At 65.1% G+C, this 22,827-nt stretch carries 22 protein-coding genes and 2 pseudogenes; 12 read left to right on the top strand and 12 right to left on the bottom strand.

What is annotated here, in order from left to right:
* Positions 1-6 precede the first annotated feature (6 nt).
* Genes IV498_RS06195 through IV498_RS06185 form a run of 3 tightly spaced genes read left to right on the top strand, consistent with a single transcriptional unit; the run spans position 7 to position 3,117 of the window.
* Positions 7-1,299 (top strand): DUF58 domain-containing protein, encoded by a 1,293-nt coding sequence (locus IV498_RS06195; protein WP_269045696.1) that lies wholly within the window; start codon positions 7-9, stop codon positions 1,297-1,299.
* Positions 1,300-1,316: 17 nt separating this feature from the next.
* Positions 1,317-2,288 carry a phosphotransferase gene (locus IV498_RS06190; protein WP_269045695.1) on the top strand — a complete coding sequence of 324 codons (972 nt, stop codon included), beginning with the start codon at positions 1,317-1,319 and terminating at the stop codon, positions 2,286-2,288.
* A gap of 31 nt (positions 2,289-2,319) precedes the next feature.
* Complete coding sequence (locus tag IV498_RS06185) at positions 2,320-3,117, top strand: DUF4166 domain-containing protein (RefSeq protein ID WP_269045694.1); 798 nt, start codon at positions 2,320-2,322, stop codon at positions 3,115-3,117.
* A gap of 30 nt (positions 3,118-3,147) precedes the next feature.
* On the opposite strand, the gene IV498_RS06180 is transcribed toward IV498_RS06185, so the two are convergent.
* Entirely contained in the window at positions 3,148-4,305 is a 1,158-nt protein-coding gene (locus IV498_RS06180) for a hypothetical protein (RefSeq protein ID WP_330059195.1), read from the bottom strand.
* Complete coding sequence (locus tag IV498_RS06175; RefSeq protein ID WP_269045693.1) at positions 4,302-4,730, bottom strand: chorismate mutase; 429 nt, start codon at positions 4,728-4,730, stop codon at positions 4,302-4,304. The genes IV498_RS06180 and IV498_RS06175 overlap by 4 nt, the downstream gene beginning before the upstream one ends.
* A gap of 160 nt (positions 4,731-4,890) precedes the next feature.
* On the opposite strand from IV498_RS06175, the gene IV498_RS06170 reads away from it, so the two are divergent.
* Complete coding sequence (locus tag IV498_RS06170; RefSeq protein ID WP_269045692.1) at positions 4,891-5,550, top strand: NADPH-dependent F420 reductase; 660 nt, start codon at positions 4,891-4,893, stop codon at positions 5,548-5,550.
* A gap of 60 nt (positions 5,551-5,610) precedes the next feature.
* Here IV498_RS06170 and IV498_RS06165 read toward each other — a convergent pair whose 3' ends face one another.
* The 5 genes from IV498_RS06165 to IV498_RS06145 all read right to left on the bottom strand — a co-directional run bounded on the left by IV498_RS06165 (position 5,611) and on the right by IV498_RS06145 (position 12,222).
* On the bottom strand, positions 5,611-7,347 hold the full coding sequence (locus IV498_RS06165; RefSeq protein ID WP_269045691.1) for a dipeptide ABC transporter ATP-binding protein: 1,737 nt from the start codon (positions 7,345-7,347) through the stop codon (positions 5,611-5,613).
* Positions 7,344-8,366 carry an ABC transporter permease gene (locus IV498_RS06160; protein ID WP_269045690.1) on the bottom strand — a complete coding sequence of 341 codons (1,023 nt, stop codon included), beginning with the start codon at positions 8,364-8,366 and terminating at the stop codon, positions 7,344-7,346. The genes IV498_RS06165 and IV498_RS06160 overlap by 4 nt, the downstream gene beginning before the upstream one ends.
* 2 nt (positions 8,367-8,368) lie before the next feature.
* Positions 8,369-9,460, bottom strand: coding sequence for an ABC transporter permease (locus tag IV498_RS06155; protein ID WP_269045689.1), 1,092 nt, complete (start codon positions 9,458-9,460; stop codon positions 8,369-8,371).
* A gap of 200 nt (positions 9,461-9,660) precedes the next feature.
* Positions 9,661-11,307: an ABC transporter substrate-binding protein gene (locus IV498_RS06150; RefSeq protein ID WP_269045688.1), complete on the bottom strand. Its 1,647-nt coding sequence runs from the start codon at positions 11,305-11,307 to the stop codon at positions 9,661-9,663.
* Between the two features lie 141 nt (positions 11,308-11,448).
* Positions 11,449-12,222, bottom strand: a complete 774-nt coding sequence (locus tag IV498_RS06145) for a type 1 glutamine amidotransferase (protein WP_269045687.1) — start codon at positions 12,220-12,222, stop codon at positions 11,449-11,451.
* Between the two features lie 112 nt (positions 12,223-12,334).
* On the opposite strand from IV498_RS06145, the gene IV498_RS06140 reads away from it, so the two are divergent.
* Complete coding sequence (locus tag IV498_RS06140; protein ID WP_269045686.1) at positions 12,335-12,877, top strand: DUF488 domain-containing protein; 543 nt, start codon at positions 12,335-12,337, stop codon at positions 12,875-12,877.
* Between the two features lie 85 nt (positions 12,878-12,962).
* Here IV498_RS06140 and mnmA read toward each other — a convergent pair whose 3' ends face one another.
* Genes mnmA through IV498_RS06115 form a run of 5 tightly spaced genes read right to left on the bottom strand, consistent with a single transcriptional unit; the run spans position 12,963 to position 17,242 of the window.
* Positions 12,963-14,144 carry a tRNA 2-thiouridine(34) synthase MnmA gene (gene mnmA / locus IV498_RS06135; RefSeq protein ID WP_269045685.1) on the bottom strand — a complete coding sequence of 394 codons (1,182 nt, stop codon included), beginning with the start codon at positions 14,142-14,144 and terminating at the stop codon, positions 12,963-12,965.
* The gene (locus IV498_RS06130; protein ID WP_269045684.1) at positions 14,144-15,448 is read right to left on the bottom strand and encodes a cysteine desulfurase family protein; all 1,305 of its coding nucleotides are present in this window, start codon (positions 15,446-15,448) and stop codon (positions 14,144-14,146) included. Before IV498_RS06130 ends, mnmA begins: the two co-directional genes overlap by 1 nt.
* 49 nt (positions 15,449-15,497) lie before the next feature.
* Positions 15,498-15,815, bottom strand: a complete 318-nt coding sequence (locus IV498_RS06125; protein ID WP_269045683.1) for a hypothetical protein — start codon at positions 15,813-15,815, stop codon at positions 15,498-15,500.
* Positions 15,816-15,866: 51 nt separating this feature from the next.
* Complete coding sequence (locus IV498_RS06120) at positions 15,867-16,289, bottom strand: hypothetical protein (RefSeq protein ID WP_269045682.1); 423 nt, start codon at positions 16,287-16,289, stop codon at positions 15,867-15,869.
* A 41-nt stretch (positions 16,290-16,330) separates the two neighbouring features.
* Positions 16,331-17,242 carry a helix-turn-helix transcriptional regulator gene (locus tag IV498_RS06115; RefSeq protein ID WP_269045681.1) on the bottom strand — a complete coding sequence of 304 codons (912 nt, stop codon included), beginning with the start codon at positions 17,240-17,242 and terminating at the stop codon, positions 16,331-16,333.
* 99 nt (positions 17,243-17,341) lie between these two features.
* On the opposite strand from IV498_RS06115, the gene folE reads away from it, so the two are divergent.
* The 7 genes and pseudogenes from folE to IV498_RS06085 all read left to right on the top strand — a co-directional run.
* Positions 17,342-18,103 (top strand): GTP cyclohydrolase I, encoded by a 762-nt coding sequence (folE, locus tag IV498_RS06110; protein ID WP_269045680.1) that lies wholly within the window; start codon positions 17,342-17,344, stop codon positions 18,101-18,103.
* Positions 18,104-18,161: 58 nt separating this feature from the next.
* Positions 18,162-19,163: an NAD(P)/FAD-dependent oxidoreductase gene (locus tag IV498_RS06105; protein ID WP_330059193.1), complete on the top strand. Its 1,002-nt coding sequence runs from the start codon at positions 18,162-18,164 to the stop codon at positions 19,161-19,163.
* A 12-nt stretch (positions 19,164-19,175) separates the two neighbouring features.
* Positions 19,176-19,415, top strand: a pseudogene (locus IV498_RS18845) (oxidoreductase C-terminal domain-containing protein); the annotation flags it as partial.
* Between the two features lie 15 nt (positions 19,416-19,430).
* The gene (gene folP, locus IV498_RS06100) at positions 19,431-20,366 is read left to right on the top strand and encodes a dihydropteroate synthase (protein ID WP_269045679.1); all 936 of its coding nucleotides are present in this window, start codon (positions 19,431-19,433) and stop codon (positions 20,364-20,366) included.
* On the top strand, positions 20,363-21,232 hold the full coding sequence (locus IV498_RS06095; RefSeq protein ID WP_269045678.1) for a pyrimidine reductase family protein: 870 nt from the start codon (positions 20,363-20,365) through the stop codon (positions 21,230-21,232). The genes folP and IV498_RS06095 overlap by 4 nt, the downstream gene beginning before the upstream one ends.
* Before the next feature lie 23 nt (positions 21,233-21,255).
* Positions 21,256-22,224 carry a J domain-containing protein gene (locus IV498_RS06090; RefSeq protein WP_269045677.1) on the top strand — a complete coding sequence of 323 codons (969 nt, stop codon included), beginning with the start codon at positions 21,256-21,258 and terminating at the stop codon, positions 22,222-22,224.
* Between the two features lie 136 nt (positions 22,225-22,360).
* Positions 22,361-22,827: pseudogene (locus tag IV498_RS06085) on the top strand (hypothetical protein); the annotation flags it as partial.

Below are 22,827 nucleotides of genomic sequence, written 5' to 3'. Positions count from 1 at the left end.
CGCCGAATGGCCATCACGGGGAGATTCGTCCTGCTGGCGCTGGCCGGGCTGTTTCCGATCCTGCGCTTTCCCGCGGCGCCGACCATCCTGCTGTGGCTGCTGCTGCTTGGTGCCGTGCTCGCCCTGGACCTGACGCTGGCCGCGTCACCCCGGACGGCCACGCTGCGCAGGGAGATACCTCACAGCGTGCGGCTGACGGAATCCGCCACGGCCGTCCTGGTCATCGGCAATGGTTCCCGCCGGACGATGCGGGCATGGGTGAAGGACGGTTGGCAGCCGTCTGCCGGGGCGCTGAATCCGCGCCAGAGTGTCCGCATTCCGGCCGGCGGAAGGAACCGCATCACGGTCCGGCTGCACCCCACCCGGCGCGGGGAACTGTCGGTTCCGCACGTTACCGTCCGGTCCTCTGGTCCGCTGGGCATGGCCGCCCGCCAACTCACGATCCAGGCGCCGGGCCACCTGCGTGTGCTGCCGCCCTTCCATGCCAGAGCGCACCTGCCCGCCAAACTGCGGCAGCTCCGCGGGCTGGATGGAAAGGCAGCGGTTCAGATCCGCGGCGCTGGTACCGAGTTCGATTCGCTGCGCGACTATGTCCGCGGCGACGACGTCCGCTCCATCGACTGGCGTGCCACCGCCCGCCGCCGGGACATCGTTGTGCGCACCTGGCGGCCGGAGCGGGACCGCCGGGTGGTGATAGTGCTGGACACCTCGCGGACCTCCGCAGCCCGGATTGAGGACGAGCCGCGGCTGGACACCGGCATCGAGGCCGCGCTGCTGCTGGCAGTGCTCGCGGACCGGGGCGGGGACCGGGTGGATTTTCTTGCCTTCGACCGGCGGCTGCGCGCACGTGTCGGTTCTGCGGCGAAGGGAAACCTGCTCAGCGCGCTGGTCCAGGCCATAATGCCCTTGCAGCCTGAGCTGATCGAGCTTGACTGGACACAGATTCCCGCCCAGGTCCACGCCGTCTCCGCACACCGCTCGCTCGTGGTGCTGCTGACCGCACTGGATTCGGGAGCAGCCGAGGAAGGTCTTCTTCCCCTGGTCGCCACGCTGGTGCGCCAGCACATTGTGCTGGTCGCCACCGTACGGGATCCGCTGCTGGAACGGATGCGCGCCGACCGCAGCACGGTCTCCGCAATATTCCGCGCGGCCGCCGCCGAACGCGCCCTGCTGGACCGGGCGGCCGTGACGGCACAGTTGAGGCACTTGGGAGCCGAGGTGGTTGACGCCGCACCACACGAACTTCCACCACAGCTGGCGGAGCGGTACATCCAGCTCAAAGCCGCAGGCCGGCTGTAGCCCATTAGGGTAGGTTCATGTTCGATTACGCGCAGACGGCTCAGCGCGCTCCGTGGTCTGCCCTTCCGCCCCTCGTCCGAAAGACGCTGACCTTGCATCTGGGCGAAGATGTGCTTTCGGTGGAGCCAGCCGGCGGCGGCTTTACGCATGGTTTTGCCGCGATCCTGCGGGGCGGGTCCAAATGCATGTTCGCCAAGGCGGCTCCGGAAACCGACGACTTCCTCTACGGCGCATATCTGCTCGAAGGCCAGGTGCTGAAGTCATTACCGGCGGGGCTGCCCATGCCAGGCTTTCGGACCGCCGACGGCGTCGATGCAGGAGGGATCCGCTGGCAGCTGCTTTGCTTCGATGCGGTGCAAGCTCACATGCCCGGCCGGCCATGGACGGAACCCGAGCTGGGTGCAGTGCACGCATCGCTGCTGGCAGTGGAAGCCGGAGTGGGCGAACTGCCGCCGCAGCTCAAGGGCCAAACCCTCGCGGAACAGCTGGCCGGAGATCCGGACCTCAAGCGGCTTTTTGGCGACCTCGCCAGCGGCGCCGAACTGCCGGCTTTTGCGCCGCTGGTGACTCCCGAAAGTGCTGCGGATCTGCAAATGCTGGTGGACCTCAGCGCATCAGCATTGCGGGGGCAGTCCGTACTGCACAACGATCTGCGTCCAGACAATATCCTGATTCGGGAAGCCGATTCAGTGGCCTTATTCTGCGATTGGAACTTCCTCACGGTTGGCCCGCGCTGGGCGGACTGGGTGCTGGTGCTGGCATATGCCTGGCAGGACGGCTTGGACGCGGACGCCTGGCTGCAGTGCTCAGAGTTGAGCCGTGGCGCGGATCCGCAGGACATTGACGCCTGGCTGGCCATACTGGCCGCCTATTTCGTTTTCAATGGCGCACGAGCCGAGGTTCCGAGCAGTCCGCGGCTGCGCGCACACGGAAGACACAGCGCCCGAATGCTGACCGGCTGGCTGGCCCAGCGCCGCGGTTGGAGTTAGCGGAGGCGGACGGCACAGTAGGGTTTCAACCATGAGTGGCATTTATGAGCAGGCACTGGGGGCTGACTTCGGCCGGCTGCAGCCGGAAGTTCAGCAGTACTTTTCGCTCCAGCCAGGCTCCGGCAACTACGGGGTGGGGACCGGAACCTTTGACGTCGCGGGCTGCCCGCAGCCGTGGATGCGCCCGCTGCTGAGCCTGGCAAGCTCAGAGGAGGCGTTCTTTCCGGAATACGGCGAACAGGTGCCGTTCCGGATCGAAAATCACGCCCAACTGGATCCTTTTGGCCGCTCCAGCCTGACCGCCCGCCGACAAATCTTTTTCCCGTCCCGCACCCGGCTGTTCCAGGACACCACGAGCCTGGGCCGGCCCCAGGCGGCCGGCAGCGCGGACCCGAACCGGAACTCGAACTCTGACCAAGCCCGCGGCGCCTCATCGGCAGGCCGGCTTCACCGGACGAACCCCAGTGCCCTCGTGGACTACGTTGGAAAGCACCACCGGCTCCTCACTGACCTTGCGGTGGAAGTCACCGACAACGGCTTGCTGCGAGGCGTCTCACAGGCATCGCGGCTGCTTGCCGGCCCGATCCGTCTGCCCCTGCCGCCGCTCCTCGACGCCAAGGCCTATGCGCAGCAATGGTGGGATGAAGGAGCCAAGAAGCATCGTATTCAGGTCAAAGTGATCCAACCGCAGGTAGGCGTGGTCCTGGTCTACGCCGGCAGCTTCGACTACGAGCTAATACCCTACCCCCAGAGCGAGGCCGCCGCCCACGGGGTTCCTGGTTCGCTGCCTGCCTATGCTTGGCCGCAGCGATGGGAGAGCCGGCTCTAACCGAACGCCGGCTCCGCGCTGGTGCCCGGGTTATTCGGCCATCACATCGTTGAGGGCACGAGCCGTATCTGTCAGCCTCAGCAGCGCGGCGCGCGCGGTCGACGGCGCGTACCCGGCCAGCCCGGTCGAGGGGGTAAGGCGCAGTGCGGACAGCGACTTGACGGGCAGTCCCAGCCCGCGCCATGGCTGCGTCACCGACTGCACCAACCGGGACACACCCGGGGCTCCTTGGTCCCTTCCCGGCGCTGACCCCTGAGCACCACGGCGCTTGCCGGCCACCGCATCGGCCCCCGGCTCCTGCGCCGCAGCGATCCCGGCCCAGACTTTCCTGCCGGCCTCAATTGCGGTGGCCAGCTGCTCCCAGTCCTGGGTTCCCAGCTCACCGACCGGCAGCGCAACGGCGTCGGCACCGGTGGAAAAAGCCAGCCCCAATGAGGAGCCTGCACCCGGCACGGCCAGCACCACTTCCGCTGCCCCCGCGGCACGCGCCGCGGCCAGAACCAGCTCCCAGCCGCGGGCCACTTCGGTTTTCGAAATGGCCCGCAGCGTGCGGTATCCGCTCGCGGTGGGGATGGAGCCGGCCAGCACCCGATTGATCTCCGGTTCGTCCAGCTGCACGGTAATCCGCGCGTTCGGCGCTGCTGCGGCAACCTTCGCCAAGTGGTCCGCCATCCCCGCGGCCAACGACTCGGCGAGTTCGCGCCGCGCGCCGGAATCCAGAAGCGCGCGCTCGCCATAGTGCAGATGCAGCGATGCGGCCAGAGTCCACGGCCCACACAGCTGGATCTTCAACTCGGCGCCGGGCTGCTCCTCGGTGCCAATAACATCGGCGAGCATATTGACGTCCGAACTGAGCATCGCCACCGCTCGGCGGTAGTCAGCGCCGGCGCGATCCACCAGACGCCAGCCAAAGGGCTGCACGTCCACCGGAAGTTCCACCAGCATTGCTGCCGTGCGGCCAATGGTGTCCGCCCCCACCCCACGGTCCGGTAATTCCACCAGATACGGCAGATGCGGACTGCCCAGTTCGCCGCGGGTAATGCGCACCGCTTCCATCGGATCGCTGCCGGGCCAGCTGCCCAGCGCCGTGGCGGTGACCTGGGCCGGTCCGGTTCGGACAGGGCCGTTTTCCGCTGGCGTCCCGGACTCCGGTTTCGGCGTAGGAGCTTCGGATTCGCGGCGGCTCACTGCTGTGCCGGGTTGCTGCGGACGGTCGGCGACCCATCTCCAGCGTCATCCTGGCCCGCGGCATGGTTCTCGGAGATGGCCTGATGGTGGTGGATGACCTCGCTGATGATGAAGTTGAGGAATTTTTCGGCGAAACCGGGATCGAGATGGGCTGACGCGGCAAGCGCCCGAAGCCGGCCTATCTGCGCGGCCTCTCGATCCGGGTCCGCCGGCGGCAGCCGATGGGCGGCCTTGAGGAATCCCACCCGTTGAGTGGCCTTGAACCGCTCGGCGAGCAGATAGACCAGGGCAGCGTCAATATTGTCGATGCTGGACCGGACGGAGAGCAGTTCGGCCATGACTTCCGGGGCGATCCGGCCGGCGAGCGAGCTGGCCTCGGCATCAAAAGCCGGCACGTCGGCGGGGCTGTCGGTGGAATCGGTCATGGATTTAGTCTAGGCGCTGGGCCTGGGCGGCCCACAATGTGACCGCCGGCTGCCCGGTGCGGGCCCCGGCAATGGCGCGGCTCACGCCAGTTCGCCGCGGGGCCATTGACAGCGTCGCCGGCGATGGCTGTAGTGGTGCTATGCCGTCAAAGGAGTGAGCATGAAAATCGCAATCTTAGGGACCGGACGCGTCGGCCAGACGCTGGCCGGCAAATTTGTCCAGCTCGGCCACGAAGTGACCATGGGATCCCGGGACGCCGCCAATCCCAAAGCGGTTCAATGGGCGGCGTCGGCCGGCGGATCGGCGCGCGCGGATAGTTTCTCCGGCGCGGCCCAGGGTGCCGAGGTCATCCTCAACGCCACCGCCGGGACGGCTTCACTGCAGGCACTGCAGAGTGCCGGATCGGCTAACCTGGACGGCAAAGTGCTGATCGATGTCGCCAATCCGCTGGATTTTTCCGCCGGGTTCCCGCCGTCGTTGTCCGTTGTGAACACGGACAGCCTGGCCGAGACCATTCAGCGGGTCTTCCCTGCGGCGCGCGTGGTGAAGACGCTCAATACGATGACGGCGGATCTGATGGTCAACCCGCAGCTCGTTGCGGGCGGCGACCATGACGTCTTTGTGGCCGGCGACGACGGCGATGCCAAGGCCGTCGTCGTCGGCCTGCTGGGTGAGCTGGGCTGGGAAGCCGGACACATCCGGGATCTGGGCGGCTTGGACGCCGCCCGTGCATTGGAGATGTATCTACCGCTGTGGCTGCGGCTGATGATGACCTTCGATCAAAGTGGCCGTTTCAATATCCGGATCGTTTCGGCCTGATTGGTCAGGCTCCACCCGCGTGCTGCCGGTGGAGCCTGACCCGGCCCGAACGGAACCTCCTCAGCCGCGCAGCAGCGCCTGGTGCGCCTCGCGGCGTTTGGCCTGCTCTGCCGGATCAGGCACCGGCAGCGAGGCGATCAGCCGCTTGGTGTAGTCGTGCGTTGGAGAGCCCATCACCTGGCTGCCAATCCCCTGCTCCACCAGTTGTCCCTTGTAAAGCACGCCGACCCACTGCGAGAGGATGTCCACCACGGCCAGGTCATGGCTGATAAACAAAGCGGCGAACCCGAACTCTGCCTGGATCTCCTTGAACAGCTCCAGCACCTTGGCCTGCACCGAGACATCCAGTGCGGACGTGGGCTCATCGGCGATCAGCAGCTTGGGATTCAAAGCCAAAGCCCTGGCCAGCGAGGCCCGCTGGCGTTGCCCGCCGGAGAGCTCATGCGGATAGCGCTCCGCGTAGGCCCGTGGCAGCTGCACCGCCTCCAGCAGCTCGGCAACCCTCTTGTCCACCTCGGCCGGCGAGCGCTGTTCATGGATCACGATGGGCTCGGCGACGCATTCGCCAATGGTCAGCTGAGGATTAAAGGATGCCGCCGGGTCCTGGAAAACAAACCCGATATCTTTTCGCAACGGCCGGAAAGTGCGCTCCTTGAAGTTGAGCATTTCGTAGCCCAGCACCCGCAAGGAACCGCCGGTGGTCCGGTTCAGCCCGGCAATCGCCCGGCCAATGGTCGTCTTGCCGGAGCCGGATTCGCCCACCATGCCAGAGACCTCGCCGGCGGAGATGGTGAAGTTGACCCGGTCCACCGCCCGGAACCCCGGGCTGCCTAGCCGGCCCGGATATTCGATCACCAGATCCTTTGCCTCCACCAGCACCTCGGCCTCCTGATGCGCACGCTCCGTCAGCCCCGCGGAGGCCGAATTACGGCCCAGGCGTGGCACGGCGGCCAGCAGCTTCTTGGTGTACTCCTGCTGCGGCGTCGCGAACAACGTGGCAACCTCGGCCTCCTCCACCACATCGCCCTGATACATCACCACCACCCGGTCGGCGAGATCCGCGACCACGCCCATATTGTGCGTGATCAGCACAATGGATGTCCCGAAGATGTCCCGGCAATCCCGAAGCAGCTCCAGGATTTCCGCCTGTACCGTGACATCGAGCGCTGTGGTGGGTTCGTCGGCCACAATCAGCCCGGGATTCAGGGCCAAGGCGGCGGCAATCACCACTCGCTGCTTCTGCCCACCGGAAAACTGGTGCGGATAATAGTCCACCCGCTTCTGGGGATCGGGAATGCCCACCTTGCTCAGCGCCTCGATGGCCCGGGCCCGTGCCTCTTTTCTGCTGACCCGTTTGCCATGCGGCGCATGCGCCCGCAGGCCCTCGGCAATCTGCCATCCCACGGTGAAGACCGGATTGAGCGCAGTGGATGCTTCCTGGAACACCATTGCAACTTCCTGGCCGCGGATCTGGCGCAGATGCGCCGGGGTCACGGTGATCACATTGTTGCCGCTGATCAGCACCGCTCCAGAGCTGATCGCAGTCTCCGGCAGCAGGCCCAGGATGGTCTTGGCCGTGACCGTCTTACCGGAGCCGGACTCCCCCACAATGGCGACCACCTCGCCCGCGGCCACTGTGAGGGAGACGTCGTCGACGGCCTTGACGTCCCCGCTGTCCGTGGCGAACGTGACCCTCAGGTGCTCAATGCTGAGTACCGGACCGTCCCGGACATCGAGAACATTGCTGGCATTGCTGACGCTGCTGGCCTTGCCCAGCTGGGCTGCGTGGCGACTCATACCTTTACCTCATCCTCAGTATTGCTGATTCCGACCGTGCTGGTGCCGGCGCCTCTGGTTCCCACGGCGCCCATTCCGGCGGGACCGATCGGTGCCGGCGGTGCGCTCTTGCCCGCACGGCGCCGGCCGCGCAGTCGCGGATCATTGAGATCGTTCATGCTTTCACCAACCAATGTCAGACCCAGGACGGTGAGCACAATGGCCGCACCCGGGAAGACGCCCGTCCACCAGATGCCGGCGGTCGTATCCGAGAGCGCCTTGTTCAGGTCGTACCCCCACTCGGCGGCAGAGGTCGGCTCAATACCGAAGCCCAGGAACCCCAGACCGGCCAAGGTCAGGATGGCCTCCGAAGCATTCAGCGTGAAGATCAGCGGCAGCGTCCGGGTGGCGTTTTTGTAGATATGTCGTGCCATGATCCGCACCGAGGAGGCGCCCACCACCATGGCGGACTCCACAAAGGGCTCCGCCTTGAGTCGGATGGTTTCCGCCCGGATCACCCGAAAGTACTGCGGAATGAACACCACGGTGATGGAAATGGCTGCGGAAAAGATGCCGCTCCACAGGTCGGAGCGGCCGTGGCTGATGGCGATGGACATCACAATTGCCAGCAGCAGCGTCGGGAACGCGTAAATCGCATCCGCGATCACCACCAGAACGCGATCAAGCCAGCCGCCCAGATAACCGGAGAGCAGCCCGAGCGCCACGCCAAGGAAGATGGACAAAACCACGGCAATGACAATCACCAAGACGGCCGTCTGCGTTCCCCAAACGACGCGGGAGAGTACGTCGTAACCACCCGCCGTCGTGCCCCACAGATGGGCCGACGACGGGGGCTGCTGGGTATCGAAATGCTGCGCGAAACCGTAGGGCGCGATCACGGGAGCCAACGCGGCGGTCAGCAGGAAGATGGCCGTGATGATCAGTCCTGTCACCAGCATGCCGCGCTGCAGGCCGACACTTTTGCGCAGATGGGACAGGATGGGCAGGCGTTGAGCCAGAGTCTGGTTTTTCCTGGCCATGGTCAGTACCTCACCCGGGGATCGATCAGCGCGGCAACAATGTCCACGATGAAGTTGGTCAGTGCCACGATGACTGCCAGCAGCACCACAATGCCCTGCACGGCCACGAAGTCGCGCGCGGTCAGATAATGCGCCAGCTGGAAACCGAGTCCCTTCCACTCGAAGGTGGTTTCGGTCAGAACCGCCCCTCCCAGGAGCAGGGCAATCTGCAGGCCCATCACCGTGATGATCGGGATCAGCGCCGGCTTGTAAGCATGCTTGGTCACCAACCGGAATTCGCTGACGCCGCGGGAACGACCCGCTTCCACGTAGTCCTTGCTTAGCGTGCCGATTACGTTGGTGCGGACCAGCCGCAGGAACACGCCGCCAGTCAGCAGGCCCAGGGCGACGGCGGGCAGCACGGCGTGTGCCATCACGTCACCGAGGGCTGCCATATTTCCGCTGCGGATAGCGTCCAGCCAGTAGATGCCGGTGGGCGAAACCAGCGAGGTGAGCGCAATTTCGTCCGCCGAATTGGCCCGCCCTGCCACCGGCAGCCAGCCCAGGGCCACGGAAAATACCAGTTTCAGCAGCAGACCGGCAAAAAACACCGGGGTCGCGTAGCAAAGAATGGCGAAGAACCGCAGCACCGCATCCGGCCATTTGTCGCGGTGCCGCGCGGCGACCATGCCCAGCGGAATGCCTACCAGCAGGGCCACCACCAGCGAGTTGATCGCCAGTTCAAGGGTTGCGGTGCCGTAGCTGGCCAACATGTCCGTCACCAGCAGGTTGTCCGAAATGGTGCGACCAAAATTACCGGTGGCGATCTGACCCAGGTACTCGAAGTACTGCACAATTACCGGCCGGTCATAGCCGGCCTCATGGATCCTGGCTGCCAGGGCCTCCGGCGGCAGCCGGTCCCCCAGCGCCGCAGTAATTGGATCGCCGGTGATCCGCATCAGGAAAAACACCAGCGTCACCAGAATGAAGATGGTGGGAAAGATCAGGAAGAACCTGACCACAATATAGGCGCCCAGCCCGCCGCCGGAACGGGATTTCTTCGGGGGAAGTAAACCATCCTGCTCATTGGGGGGCGCATCAATCAACGTTGTCATTGCTACCTAGCTCTATTTTGTTCAGTTCATTTCCAAGACCACGTGCGGCATTTCTAAGTCCACGTCCGGCACGTCGCGGAACACACCCAGCACCGATCCGCCCGGCGTTCAACGCATAAGGAGGCGAGGCGTCTGCACGACGCCCCGCCTCCCCACATGCAGGTCCGTGTTGGTCAGCGGCTAGGCCGCCATCTGCGGGACTACTTCGAGAGCACGCCCAACCGGAACTTGAAGGAAGCGTCAAGGGTGTCCTTCACGCCCTTCACATCCTTGCCGGAAACCGCAACCTGGGCTCCCTGCAGCAGAGGCAGGGTGGGGAGATCCTTGGCCACCGCGGTCTGGATGTCGCCGAGCAGCTTCTCACGTGCGGCCTTGTCGGTCGTGGTCAGCTGCTTTGCAATCATGTCCTGCACCGCGGCGTTGTCGTAATGGTTCTTTAGGAAGTTGTTCTTGGAGAAGAACGGAGTCAGGTAGTTATCCGCGTCCGAGTAGTCCGGGAACCAGCCGAGCTGGTACATCGGGTACGCGTCCTTAACCCGGTCCTTGGTGTAGGTGACCCACTCGGTGGACTGCAGGTTGACCTTGAAGAGTCCGGTCTTGTCCAGCTGGTCCTTGACGGCTGCATACTCGTCGCCGGAGGACTTGCCGTAGTGGTCCGGGTTGTACTGCAGGTTCAGCTCCACCGGGGTGCTGACGCCGGCATCGGAAAGGGCCTTCTTGGCCTTGTCGACACTCGGCTTGCCGGAGCCGTCACCATACATTTCCTTGAGCGGTTCCGTGGCACCGGCGAAGCCCTGCGGAACGTAGGAATACACGGGCAGGTAGGTGCCCTTGTAGACCTGGTCCGCGATAGCCTGGCGGTCGACCGAATCCGCCATGGCCTGGCGGACGGCCAGAGCCTTGGCCGGGTCCGCCTGTGCGGTCTTGGCACCGAACGGCATTGTGTCAAAGTTGAAAACGATGTAGCGCAGCTCGCCGCCAGGGCCCACATCAACCTTGACCTTGTCGGTCTTGGTTTTCAGGTCGGCCACGTCGGTGGCCGTCAGCGAACGGGAGGCAACGTCGATGTTGCCCTGTTCCACGTCCAGCTTGAGGTTGTTCGAGTCCGCGTAGTACTTGACCGTCACGTTGTTCGTGGCCGGTTTGCCCAGCAGTCCCTGATAGTCCGGGTTGGCCTTAAAGCTGATCAGCTCGTTCTTTTTATACGACTCGATCATGTACTGGCCGGCGAAAGACTTGGCCTTGATGATGTCTTCGTCATTCATCACCTTGGTCGCGGAAAAGGCCTCGTTGTCGACAATCGGACCGGCCGGGCTGGTCAAAACCTGCGGGAAGGTCTGGTCATTGCCGGCCTTGAGGTTGAAGATGACGGTAGTCGCATCCGGGGCGTCCACGCTGGCCAGGTTTCCCAGTAGAGCTGCCGGACCATTGGCATCATTAATCTTCAGCTGGCGGTCAAAGCTGAACTTGACGTCGGCCGAGTCCAGCGCGGATCCATTGGCCCACTTGAGACCGGGCTTCAGCTTTACGGTGTACACCTTGGGCGAGGTGAAGGAGGCCGATTCGGCGATATCCGGCTGCGGATCGGCGCTGCCGGGCTTGGAATTGAGCACGAAGGGGTAGATCTGGTTCATCACCATGAACGAACCGTTGTCGTAGGAGCCGGCCGGGTCCAGGAAGGTGACCTTATCGGTGGTGCCGAACACGATCGGGGCTCCGCCGGAGGCGGCACCGGGACTGTTCGCGCCGGTTCCGCCACCGCTGGGGCCAGTACAGGCCGTCAATGCCAGGGCCGAGACGCCCGCGAACGTCGCAACGCAACGCAGGCCCATCTTCTTCTTAGCCATCTACAAACTTTCTTTCGGGAATTTCGACATGCGCTTTTTGCCCACAGCGTTGTGGGATAGCGCACATTCGTGATTCCTTGTTTCTATCAGACCCGGCGGGCTTTTCTGGCACCGGCCCGGCATTTGCAACCAGATATTTATCTACCGAACGTTTGGCTGGGGCGAAGTTCCTACCCGGAAACGCACCCGAATGGGCGCCCGTGCCGCCTGTTCCGCGGCATCATGGACAAAGGGCCCGAACGCCTGTTCCGCGCCGGCTGTTCGCGCAGCGGCATCGATGTTGAAGTCTGCGAGCAGTTGCGCCCCGGTGGTGTCCACCAGTTGGTCCGCCATCTGCCCGTCGTCAAGCCATGCCCGCAGCAGCACCTCATCCAGCTCCAAATGGAACTGGATGCCGATCGCGCTGCCATAGCGGAATGCCTGATTCGGACACTGCGCCGTCCGCGCCAGCAACGTTGCCCCCGAAGGCAGCCCGACGTTGTCCGTATGCCAGTGCACGACTGGCGTTGTGCCGAGCCCGCCGAGCACGGGGTCGCCGGCCACGACCTCCACCGGTGCCATGCCGACCTCCCGGGTCACGCCGGTGCGCAGCTGCGCGCCGAGCGCCATCGCGAGCAGCTGATGGCCCAAGCAGATCCCGAGCACCGGTACATTGGCTGCCACAGCGTCCCGGATGAGTGCCACCTCCCGCGCCAGTCCCGGGTAGCCTAAGACGTCGTCGGCGTCCATCGGCCCGCCCATAATCACCAGGCCTGCCAGCTCATCCATGCCGGGAAGCCGCGGATCCGCTTCGGCGACAATGTTGCGCACGCTGAAGGGGACGCCGACGCGGTCCAACGCGGCGCCAATGAGCCCGGGGCCTTCCCAGGGCACATGCTGAAGGACCAGGACACCTTGCTGCACACTATTCGCCACGAGAACAGCCTATTCCTCCGTGCTGGACCTCGGTCCAGATCTCTTGGCGTGTGAAAGAGGATGCCGGCACCCACCAGCACCGCCGATGCGTTCGGGGAGGTACGGTCATTGGGTGAGGATATTCACGATTGGCCACTCCACCCATCCGATCGACGAGTTCGTGGCGTTGCTTCAAGCGCATTCCATCGGCGCCCTGGTCGACGTGCGAACCATCGCCAAGTCCAGGCACAATCCGCAGTTCTCCGAGGAAGCGCTGGCCGCAAGCCTGCCCGCCCATGACATCCGCTACCGCCGAATGGCGCAGTTGGGTGGCCTGCGGCACAGCCGAAAGGACAGCATCAACGCGGCCTGGCGCAACGCCTCCTTCCGCGGCTACGCGGATTACATGCAGACCGGCGAATTCGCCGCGGGGATTACCGAGCTGATGGATTTTGCGGCCGCCGCGCCGACGGCGATCATGTGCGCGGAGGCCGTGCCCTGGCGGTGCCATCGATCGCTGATCGGCGACGCCCTGCTGGTGCGCGGCGTGGAGGTCCTGGACATCATGAGCCCGAAGTCCGCCAAGGAGCACCTACTGACAAGTTTTGCGCAGGTGGACGGCGAAGCGATCACGTATCCGCCGGATGAGACCACGGATTCGTCCACGAAGCGGTGACGTCGCAGGACGCCTGCGGTCGGATGGCGCGAACGACGGCGGAAGCCGGCCTTTGCGGCCGGGCGCAACCTTGCGCGCGGCTGGCTTACAGCTCCGGGCGGGCCAGTGATCGGGCCGCGTCGATGGTGGCCTGGCCCAGCACCCGGGTGCCCTGATACAGCACCACCGTCTGGCCCGGGGAGACGCCGCGCAGCGGCTCAATCAGGGTGACCAGCAGCTCCTCACGCACGGTGCCGTCGTCGTCGGCCGTCCACTCCACCCGGGCGCGGGCCGGCACCGGATCGCCATGCGCTCGGACCTGAGCCATGCAGTCGAAGTCAAGGGACCGGCGCACGGACCCGGGACCCTGCACCTCCCCGGAAACGTCCGCCGCGGCCTCGGCAATTGGCAGCCCGGCCCAGGAGATCTTGATCCCGCGGATCTCGTCCATCGCGAGCATGGCCTCCGGCCCGACCACCACCTTGTTCTCCTTGGGCCGGATCTCCAGCACGAAGCGCGGCTTGCCGTCGGCGGCCGGTGTTCCCAGTTTCAGGCCGCGCCGCTGGCCCACCGTGAACGCATTGGCGCCCGGATGTTCGCCGACCTTGGCCCCTGCTTCATTGACGATATCCCCGGTGGCCATGTCGATCTTCTCCGCCAGCCAGCCGGCGGTGTCGCCATCAGGAATGAAGCAGATGTCATGGCTGTCCGGCTTCTTGGCCACGGACAGCCCTCTGCGCTCCGCCTCGGCACGCACCTCGGCCTTGGACGGCGTCTCCGCCAGCGGGAACATCGAGTGCTGGAGCTGCTCGTGGGTCAGCACACCGAGCACATAGCTTTGGTCCTTCGCCCAGTCCGCGGCGCGATGCAGTTCCTTATTGCCGTGACCATCGTCGATCACCTTGGCGTAATGACCTGTGCAGACGGCATCGAAGCCCAGCGCCAGCGCCTTCTCCAGGAGTGCGGCGAACTTGATCCGCTCATTGCAGCGCATGCACGGGTTCGGCGTGCGGCCGGCGGCATACTCGTCGATGAAGTCCTGGACCACGTCCTCCTTGAACCGCTCGGAGAAGTCCCACACGTAGTACGGAATGCCCAACTTGTCACACGCACGCCACGCGTCGTTGGAGTCCTCGACCGTGCAGCAGCCGCGGCTGCCGGTGCGCAGCGTCCCGGGCATCCGGGAGAGAGCCAAATGCACGCCGACGACGTCGTGCCCGGCTTCCACGGCGCGTGCGGCGGCGACGGCGGAATCCACTCCCCCGCTCATGGCGGCTAATACTCGCATTACTTTCCAACTCCAGACTGGCTTAGCGGCGCGGACACCGGGGCGTGCGCGGTCCCGGCATTCCTGCTCTTCGATCCTGCGGTTTCAATGCTCGACACGTGCGAGGCCATGCCCGCCTGTTTTGCGCGCGCGTATGCCTGTGGCAGGACTGCCACGCATTGCTCAACGTCCGTGGGTGTGGATGTATGCCCCAGGCTGAACCGCTGCGCACCGCGGGCCGCTTCCTCGGTTATACCCATCGCCAGCAGCACATGTGAGGGTCGCGGGACACCAGCGGTGCAGGCGGACCCGGTGGAGGATTCGATGCCCGCCATGTCCAAAAGGAACAGCAGGGAATCGCCCTCGCAGCCGGGAAAGGTGAAATGCGCGTTACCGGGCAGCCGCCCCTCGGGCCGCAGCGCAGGGTCCACGCCGCGCAGGACCGCATCCGGAACGGCGGCCCGCACCCCGCTGATCAAAGCGTCCCGCAGCGCCGCCAGACGTCCGCTTTCTTCGGGCAAATGCCCGACGACGTCAGCGGCGGCAGCGGCGAAGGCGGCAATGGAGGCGGTATCCAGGGTGCCGGAGCGGACGTCGCGCTCCTGGCCGCCGCCGTGCTGAACCGGCACCAGCTTCACCGCGCGGCCCAGCAGCAGCGCGCCGATTCCCACCGGGCCACCGATCTTGTGTGCGCTGATGGACATGGCGGCCAAGCCGGAGGCACTGAAGTCCACCGGTACCGACCCGAACGCCTGGACCGCATCCGAGTGCACCGGAATGCCATACTCCGCTGCGAGCGCGACGATCTCAGCGATCGGCGCAATGCTGCCCACCTCATTGTTGGCCCACATCACCGAGATCAGGGCCACCGAATCCGCGCCCGCCCCGGTGCTGCTCCTGTCCCCGTTGAGCTCCGCCGCCAGCGCATCAAGCCGCAGCACGCCGTCGTCGTCGACCGGCAGCCAGACGACCTCGGCCCCTTCATGCTTTTCCAGCCAGGCCGCCGTGTCCTGCACCGCCGCGTGCTCCACGGACGAGACCAGGATGCGTTTCCGTACCGGATCGGCATCCCGCCGGGACCAGAAAAGCCCCTTGAGGGCCAGGTTGTCCGCTTCGGTCCCACCCGACGTGAAGATCACTTCAGAGGGGTGCGCTCCTGCGGCCGCGGCGAGGGTCTCGCGCGACTGCTCCACCACAGCGCGGGCACGGCGACCGGAGCCGTGCAGCGACGAGGGGTTGCCGCTGCGGCTGAGTTCGGAAGTGAGTGCGGCCAACGCGGGTCCGGAGATAGGCGTGGTTGCCGCATGGTCAAGGTACACGGGCATAGTCCCATTCTACCCAAACCGAGAACCCGGCCGGAGACGGAGGATGCTCTCAGGAGGCGGCCCTGGGTGGACGCGGGGTGGGATTGACGGTGTCCGCGTCCCAATGCAAGCTGGTTTCGACGCCGACCTCAAGCGCTTCCAGGCCCGGATGTTCGACGACGGCGGCGATCAGTTCCGCGCTGCCGCCCACCAACGTGGAGTCAAAGTCGATCTCCGTCGCGAGGCACCAGGCCCGGTCCGCGGGCCAGGCGAGATTCGGGGTTTCGGAGTTTAGCCCCGTTCCGGTGTCCAGCCAGGGTGGGACCTGCAAATTTGGTACGGAGCCACGGACCACCAAATAGCGGCGGAACCCGTTGCCGACGTCCAACGGTCGGCCGCAAGCAAATCGGACGGGAAAACGGGCACCTGGAGCCGCTCCTTATGCCCGGTAAAACCCTGCTGCGCCTGCATCCGCGCTTGCTCGTCCACATCCTGCTCCTGCGCCAGGAAGGTGGCGCTGGACATGTTGCTGGCGTCGTTGGCCAGTTCCCAGCCCTCCCAGATCGCCAAAAAGATCCGCTCCGGGGTGGCGGTGTGCCGGCCCGGCAATCGCGTTGAACTGCATCTCCGGATGCCAAACGGTGCCCTGGGCAGCGGCCACGTCGCGCCAGCCAGCGCGGCTGCCGTCGGGCCAGGAGGCGGCGTGAAAGATGCGGACGTAGGCTTCAAAGCAGTCCGGGACCGTCCCGCCCACCGCCGCGGCTGGCGAGCGGCCCCCGGAGACACCGCGGTAAGCACTAAGCCGCTCCGCGATCCATTCTCCGGCGTCCGCCCCGTCCAGGTCTTCACTTTTTGCCCCCATGCCGTGAGCCTATGCCCGAATCCGCTCTGCCCGAACCGGCGCTACTCCACCTGACGGCGCACGATCCGGGCGCAGCAGTAGGGTCCATCCGGGTCGGGGACCACGTCATGATCCTTATCCGCACATCCCTGCAGGGCGCCTGTAAGTAAGGCACCATTCATCCCGCAGACCACGTCGGTGTGGCTTCGGGCCAGCCGATGGAACGGACAATTATGCAGCAAATATCCGCCCTTCCCGTCGGTCCGGGGCGCGAATCCGTTAAGGCGCAATGCCTCGCCGATGCTGCCGGCGTCGGCACCCAGCCGGCTTCCGACGTCGAACGCCACCTCTGCCAACGCCTGCTGGACAGCTGAGCCGCTGGCGGTGGAGCGTTCAATCGCCGCAGCCATCAGCTGCGCCGCCAAATCATAATGCCGGTCCGGAACCGAGGCCGCCACCTCACCTTGTCTGGGCAGATACAGCTTCGCCGGCCGTCCCGAGCCCGGACCGCGGCGCCGGCCGGGCTTAGCGAATTCGATGCTGAGCACGCCCGCGTCCACCAGCTTCTGCAGCTGGAACACCACAGTGCTGCGCGGAATCCCGAGCGTCCGGGTCAGGCTGTCGACGCCCAGGGGCACAGGACTTTGGCGAACGGCCTCGAACAAGGCCCGGCGAACGGGATCGCCCAGCGCCGCAACGGCAGCCAACTGGTCCTGCCGCTCCAAGCCATTCCCACCTGACGCCGCGGGCCACTCGCCGGACACTGCGTCACGGTGCCTGATCGACGGCACGCCGGCCCCCTGCTCATCGGGTGCGCCCGCCAGCCCGCCGGCCCCGGCCGCCCGCCCATCGGATCCAGTCACCGGGGCGGATCCAGTCACCAGCCCGGACGCGCTGGGATCCGGCAGGAAACGATCCGCTGTGGTTTCGCGGGCCGACAACCGTCCCGCCGTCTTCCGGTTTCCATCAGTCACGAGAAATCCATCTCTAAAAGTAATCTTCTTGACTTAAAGAGTCTGCGCTTCTAAAGTCAGAAAAACAAGCTTTAGAAGGACCAGGAACGAAGGCGAACCATGTCCATTCAGTCCCAGCAAACCCCCGGGCTGCTGCCCAGTTTCGACCCGGAAGCCATCGACGCGGACGCTGCCGATTTGGCTGCTTCGGACGACTTGGAGCGCGAATTTCCGGAAACCGGGTTGGAGGATCTGCAATTGTTCACACAAGGCCGCCGCTCCGCAGCGGCCTCCGACCGGATCGGTCCCGACCGGATCGGTCCCGACAAGGCCCCCACAGCCGCGGCCATTGACGCGGTAGCTGCTGAGCGGGCGATCCGGGATTTCCTGCATGCGCTGGGCCGCGACACCAATGATCCGCACCTGCTGGACACTCCCCGCCGGGTAGTGGGCGCCTTTACCGAAATGCTGACTCCGCGGCCGACGACCTGGACCACTTTCCCCAATGACGAGGGCTACCACGACTTAGTGCTGGTGAAGAATGTCCCCTTCCATTCGCTCTGCCAGCATCATTTGCTCCCGTTCCGCGGCGTTGCGCATCTGGGTTACCTCCCCGGCGACCGGCTTTTCGGGCTTTCGAAGCTGGCCCGTGGTCTGGAGCATTTCGCCCGCGACCTCCAAGTCCAGGAACGCCTAACTCAGCAGCTGGCGGATTGGCTGGTTCAGACACTGAATCCGCGCGGCGTCGGCGTTGTCCTGGAAGCGGAACATACCTGCATGTCGCTCCGCGGTGTGCTCAGCAGTGGAACCATCACCCGCACCTCCACGTTCGATGGAGAACTGAGCACGTCAGGGCCGCTGCGGAGCCAGTTCCCGAACTGACTCCATCCCCTCCGGCGCCCGCCGGAAGGTTTGGTTAAACAGTGGAAAGAGATGTCCCATGAGCCGCATGAACAGCGCCGATGGCAGCGGCGAAGCAATGGTCATAGTGGGAGCGGGACTGACGGGAGCAACTGCTGCGGCCACGCTCCGCTCCGAAGGATATACCGGCCCCATAGTGCTGATCGGGGCCGAGCAGGACATTCCGTACCTGCGCCCGCCACTGTCCAAGGGTTTCCTGACCGGCAAGGAAACCGAGGAATCGCTGCTGCCCTATCCGCAGTCCTGGTACGGCGACAACGACGTGCGGCTGATCACGGACGAAACGGCCGCCCGGACCGATCCGGCGGACCACAGCGTCACCCTAACCAGCGGCCACAGCCTAAGGTACTCAAAGTTGCTGCTGAGCACCGGCGCCGTACCCCGCATTCTTGAGCTCCCGGGTACGGAACTGGAGGGCGTACAGTATTTTCGCACCAAAGCGGACAGCCGGCAGCTCCGCACTCAATTAGCCAAGGGCGGGCGTCGGCTGGTCATCATCGGTTCGGGCTGGATCGGGATGGAGGTCGCCGCCAGCGCCCGGGAATTGGGCAATGAGGTCACTTTGCTTGGACTCGAGGAGGTGCCGCTGAGCGCGGCGATAGGGCGCCAACCGGGATCTGTTTTCGTTTCCCGGCAGCTTGAGGCCGGCGTGCAGTTCCGGCTCCCGGCTTCCGCGGACCGCCTCAACGCTGACGACGACGGACACGTCAGTGCCGTCGTCGTCAGCACCGGCGAAATTCTTCCCGCGGATCTGGTGGTGATCGCCGTCGGCGTCGTTCCCAACATCGCCCTGGCCGAGACCGCCGGGCTGAAAATCAGCAACGGCATACAGGTTGATTCCGGCCTGCGGACCAGCAGTGTGGACATTTTTGCAGCCGGCGATGTGGCCAATGTGCTGCACCCCGTCACAGGGGAATACGCGCGCAGCGAGCATTGGGCTAATGCCCTGGCCGGCGGCGAAGTGGCCGCTAAGTCGATGCTCGGCCACGATGCCGTGCTCGACGCCATTCCCTACTTCTAGACCGACCAGTTCGATCTCGGGATGGAGTACTCCGGCTACGGGGCGCGCGCCAGGAACGCCGACCTGGTGGTCCGGGGCAGTTTGGAGCAGCGCGAGTTCATCGCCTTCTGGGTTCGCGATGAGAAGGTGGTGGCCGGAATGAACGTCAATGTCTGGGACGTCCAGGAGGGCATCCAGGATCTGATCCGCAGCGGCCGTAGAGTGGATACGCAGCGCCTCGCCGACCCGCAGACCGCGCTGACGGACGTCTAACAGGAACGGAGAAACATGCCCGAGCCCGCAGGAGTTTCGCCGTTTTTCCAGCCGCCGCTGCTGAATCCGATTCACGAATTCGGTGGCAGAACACTGGATTTCAGCCGCAAGGTTGCACTAATGGCGATCATTAATCGGACGCCGGATTCCTTTTACGACGGCGGCCGCACCTTCTCGCTGGACGCCGCAGTTGCCGCCTCGCTGCAGGCCGTCGACGACGGCGCGGACTGGGTGGATATCGGCGGAGTGCCATTTTCCCCAGGTCCCGCGCTGAGCCCCTGGGAGGAGGCTGAGCGGGTAGTTCCAGTCATCGAAGCGGTGGCGGCGCGCAGCAACGTCATCATTTCCGTGGACACCTTTACACCGAAGGTAGCCGAGCTGAGCATCGCGGCTGGCGCTCACGTCATCAACGACACCACGGGCCTGCAGGATCCGGACCTGGCTGCCGTCGTCGCCGCCAGCGACGCGCACCTGGTGATCACCCACAGTTTGGCATCCCCGAGGACCGTTTTTCCACGACCGCACTATGAGGACGTGGTGGCGGAAGTCGTGAGTTTCCTGCGCGCCAAGGTCGATCTCGCCCTGAAGCTGGGCATTGCCGAGAATCGGATCATTCTGGACCCCGGTCATGACCTGAACAAAAACACCCTGCATTCGCTCGAGCTGACGCACCGATTCCGCGACATCGCCGCCCTCGGATTCCCATCCCTCGCGGCGGTGTCCAACAAGGACTTTATCGGCGAAACATTGGGCCAAGAGAAGCAGCAGCGGATGGCAGGGTCACTGGCAGCCGCCGTGATGTGTGTGCTCGGCGGTGCCCGGATCGTGCGGATGCACAACGTTTCGGCTGCCCACTCGGCCGTGCGGTTAACCGAGGCGGCCTTGGGCTGGAGGGAACCGGAATACTTGCTGCACAACATGGGCGATGTCAACGCCCCGGTGCACCGGTGAGCCAGAATCGCGAAGACCAACAGTCCGAGAGCAGGGAGCGCGCCTACCGCGAACCTGTGGACCGGATCTTTCCCGACCCGGTACCGGACGCCACGGATGCGCAGCTGCTGGACTGGTATGCCGGTCCAACCGGGACTGCGCCGTGGGTCAGCTTCAATTTCGTCTCAAGCCTTGATGGCGCGGCCGCCCTTTCCGGACGCTCCGGAGGATTGGGCAATGCTGCCGATCAGCGCATCTTCACGCTGATGCGCCGGTCCGCGGATGTTCTGCTGGTAGGGGCGCAAACGGTTCGCACGGAGGGCTACGCCGGCGAACTGCTGGACACCGCCGCCCAACAATGGCGCCTGCAGCACGGCAAGCCCGCCCACCCGGCTTTCGCCATCGTCTCCGGCCACCTTGACCTTGACCCACACAGCAAGCTTTTCGCGGCAGCTCCAGTGCGTCCGCTGATTTTCACCACCGAAGCGGCGCCGACCGACAACCGCAGGGCGCTGTCAGCCGTGGCCGATGTCGTCTCCGCGGGCACCCGGGTTTTGGACATCCCCACAGTGATTGCCGAACTCGCAGCCCGCGGCCTGAGCCGCATCCATTCAGAGGGCGGCCCGCATCTGTTTGGCTCCTTCCAGGAAGCCGGTCAGGTGGACGAACTGTGCCTTTCCCTCTCCCCCCTCCTCGTGGGCGGCGGGGCGCCTAGGATCGCAGCGGGCATCGCCGTCGGCACCGTTGCGGGGTCCGCCGGCAGCCCGGACGCGGGTCCACAGGCCATGGCCCTGGCTCATATCCTTAAAAGTGCGGATATGCTTTTCCTGCGCTACCTGGCAGCGCCCAAGCCGGGAGTGGGCCTGACGCCCCACACCGCTCTATGACAGCCCATCGGAAAGGCCAATGAGTGAGTGACCCCATCCTCACGCACTACCAAGTACTGGGCATCGCGGTGACCGCTACCGAACGGGATATCAAGACGGCCTACCGAAAGGCGGCCCGACATGCCCACCCCGACCACGGCGGAGACGCCGAGGCGTTCCGAATGGTAACGGCGGCGTACGAGACACTGATGGATCCCCAGCGCCGCGCCGCTTACGATAAATCCTACGGTGCTGGATCCCGGGCCCAACCCGCGTGGTTTGCACCGTCGTCGTCGGCCGGTTTCGGATCGCCGAACGGCAGCAGCGCCTCCGAATCCTTCAACGTCAGCACGTCGGCCCGGGAGCAGAAGGTCTCCGCCCGCGACGACGCCGTCTTCGTGCCTGCCTATGCCGACGTTCCGGCGGGTGCCCAGCCCCTGCTGCCCTTGGCCCGAGCCGCCCAGCAGGTGCACGGTGCACCGCGCAAGCGTGGCTTGTTTGGCGCACAGGCCCGGCTTCAGCGCGAAGCACGCACCATCCAACTGCTGATGCAGCAGGTGCTGCCGGACATACCATCAGCGCGTTTGATCAATGGCCTGGTTTCCCCAGCGGACAACAGCTACATCGATCATGCCCTGCTGACCGGTTACCGGTTGGTGCTGATCGGGTCCATGCTGCTGCCCGAAGGCGCCTACCGCTGGAACGGCGGCACTCTGGTCCACGGCGCCAAAGTTCTTGAACCGCCGAGGATGCTCCCGGCCGTCCGCCGCATGCAGGAGCTCTTTCCGGAATGCAATGTAACTGGCTGGATATGCGTCCACAGCCCCGGCGGAAACCTGTATGAGCCGGTTATTGATTACGCCCGGGGCAGTGAGCCCGATGGCTCGGATCTGGTCCACGTGCTCAACGGGTCGCGGCTGATTCGCGATGTGAAACACTTCCTCGCCGCCGGACCTACCCCAAATGTGGTCGATCTTTCAGTGCTGAGTCGCCTGCTGGGTGGCATGTACTGAGCGGTTCGCTTTCCGCCATTTCGGGACCTGGCCCTGATGCCGGTTCGCGGCGATGTGTGTGGTTCGACGTGTGTGTGCATTGATGGTGTGTGGATGGGCCGGGAGTTTTGTCGGTGGCTGTTTGTAGGCTGTTGGTATGGATTTGGTTCAGGGTTTCGATGCGGTTCTTGGGCTTCGGCTCGAGGAGGCCGATCGGCACGGCGAAAATCCATTGGCGTGGGAACTGGCGGCCCATTGTGATGAGCTGGCCCGGCTGGGCCGCGATGATGACGCGCCCGGAGTGCTGGATCCGATGGGGGCCGTGCTTGCACTGTTGGGGCTGGACCCCTGCGGGATTCAACACCTGCTGGATTTGGCGGAACTGCCGGCGTGGATGAACGACCCCAGTAACCCCGGCGCCGCCGCTCCTCCCGTCAGTAACCCCGGCGCCACCGCTCCTCCCGTCAGCAACCCCGGCGCCGCCGCTCCTCCCGTCAGCAACCCCGGCGCCACCGCTCCTCCCCCCAGTAACCCCGGCGCCGATCCCATCACTGCTGCCGATCTCAGTCCCGATCCCGTCGTTGCTGTGGTTGGTGCCGTGGCTTCTGCGGTTCCGGCCGGGGC

Source organism: Paenarthrobacter sp. Z7-10 (assembly GCF_026932795.1).
Lineage (GTDB): Bacteria > Actinomycetota > Actinomycetes > Actinomycetales > Micrococcaceae > Arthrobacter_M.
The sequence above is the reverse complement of the archived record's forward strand: the minus strand, read 5'-3'. Positions and strand labels throughout refer to the sequence as shown.

Excerpts from the sequence above, each read along its gene's own strand:
- IV498_RS06160 (WP_269045690.1), bottom strand. The coding sequence starts at position 8,366 with ATGGCCAGGAAAAACCAGACTCTGGCTCAACGCCTGCCCATCCTGTCC.
- IV498_RS06105 (WP_330059193.1), top strand. The coding sequence starts at position 18,162 with ATGAGCCGCATGAACAGCGCCGATGGCAGCGGCGAAGCAATGGTCATA.
- folE (WP_269045680.1), top strand. The coding sequence starts at position 17,342 with ATGTCCATTCAGTCCCAGCAAACCCCCGGGCTGCTGCCCAGTTTCGAC.
- folP (WP_269045679.1), top strand. The coding sequence starts at position 19,431 with ATGCCCGAGCCCGCAGGAGTTTCGCCGTTTTTCCAGCCGCCGCTGCTG.
- IV498_RS06155 (WP_269045689.1), bottom strand. The coding sequence starts at position 9,460 with ATGACAACGTTGATTGATGCGCCCCCCAATGAGCAGGATGGTTTACTT.
- IV498_RS06195 (WP_269045696.1), top strand. The coding sequence starts at position 7 with ATGGCCATCACGGGGAGATTCGTCCTGCTGGCGCTGGCCGGGCTGTTT.
- IV498_RS06165 (WP_269045691.1), bottom strand. The coding sequence starts at position 7,347 with ATGAGTCGCCACGCAGCCCAGCTGGGCAAGGCCAGCAGCGTCAGCAAT.
- IV498_RS06190 (WP_269045695.1), top strand. The coding sequence starts at position 1,317 with ATGTTCGATTACGCGCAGACGGCTCAGCGCGCTCCGTGGTCTGCCCTT.
- IV498_RS06170 (WP_269045692.1), top strand. The coding sequence starts at position 4,891 with ATGAAAATCGCAATCTTAGGGACCGGACGCGTCGGCCAGACGCTGGCC.
- IV498_RS06130 (WP_269045684.1), bottom strand. The coding sequence starts at position 15,448 with ATGCCCGTGTACCTTGACCATGCGGCAACCACGCCTATCTCCGGACCC.
- mnmA (WP_269045685.1), bottom strand. The coding sequence starts at position 14,144 with ATGCGAGTATTAGCCGCCATGAGCGGGGGAGTGGATTCCGCCGTCGCC.
- IV498_RS06150 (WP_269045688.1), bottom strand. The coding sequence starts at position 11,307 with ATGGCTAAGAAGAAGATGGGCCTGCGTTGCGTTGCGACGTTCGCGGGC.
- IV498_RS06185 (WP_269045694.1), top strand. The coding sequence starts at position 2,320 with ATGAGTGGCATTTATGAGCAGGCACTGGGGGCTGACTTCGGCCGGCTG.
- IV498_RS06120 (WP_269045682.1), bottom strand. The coding sequence starts at position 16,289 with ATGGGGGCAAAAAGTGAAGACCTGGACGGGGCGGACGCCGGAGAATGG.
- IV498_RS06175 (WP_269045693.1), bottom strand. The coding sequence starts at position 4,730 with ATGACCGATTCCACCGACAGCCCCGCCGACGTGCCGGCTTTTGATGCC.